Genomic DNA, 472 nt, shown 5'->3' with positions numbered 1-472 from the left:
TCGGGGCGGGCGGCCCGCCGACAGCCCGCGGCTGCCGGCGCGGTCGCCGGCGAGGGTGAGCCGGCCCCACAGCAGGTCCGCCAGGGTCCGCACGAGTTCGTCCCGGGAGCAGGGGCGTTCGCCCAGCCACCAGTCGCCGGCGGCGTACATCATGCCGACGATGCCGTGCCCCCACACCCGGGCCACCTCGCGGGTGTCGGGGCCCAGGTCGAGCCGTTCGGCGATCACGTCGCCGAGGTCCTCGCCCATCCGGCGCAGCAGTGGGGCCTGGTGGCGGCCGACGTCGAACCCCTTCTCCCCGTCGGCGGCGGGCGTCTCGGCGGGGTGCATGTGGAAGCGGTAGACCTGCGGCCGGCTCTCGATGGCCGACAGGTAGGCGTGCAGCGTCGCCTCGACCCGGTCGCGGCGGTCGCCGGGGGAGTCCAGGGCGCCGCGCAGGGTGGCCAGCAGCGCGTCGGTGTGCCGCTTGGCC

The 472-nt window shown here is 76.9% G+C and carries 1 pseudogene; it reads right to left on the bottom strand.

The annotated features are described in order from the left end of the window. Positions 1 to 472, bottom strand: a pseudogene (locus AC5RWQ_RS30400) (hypothetical protein); the annotation flags it as partial.

The sequence above is a fragment of the Micromonospora sp. BS32 genome (genome assembly GCF_059089345.1).
Note: the sequence above shows the minus strand (reverse complement) of the source record. Positions and strands in the feature narration are given on the sequence as shown.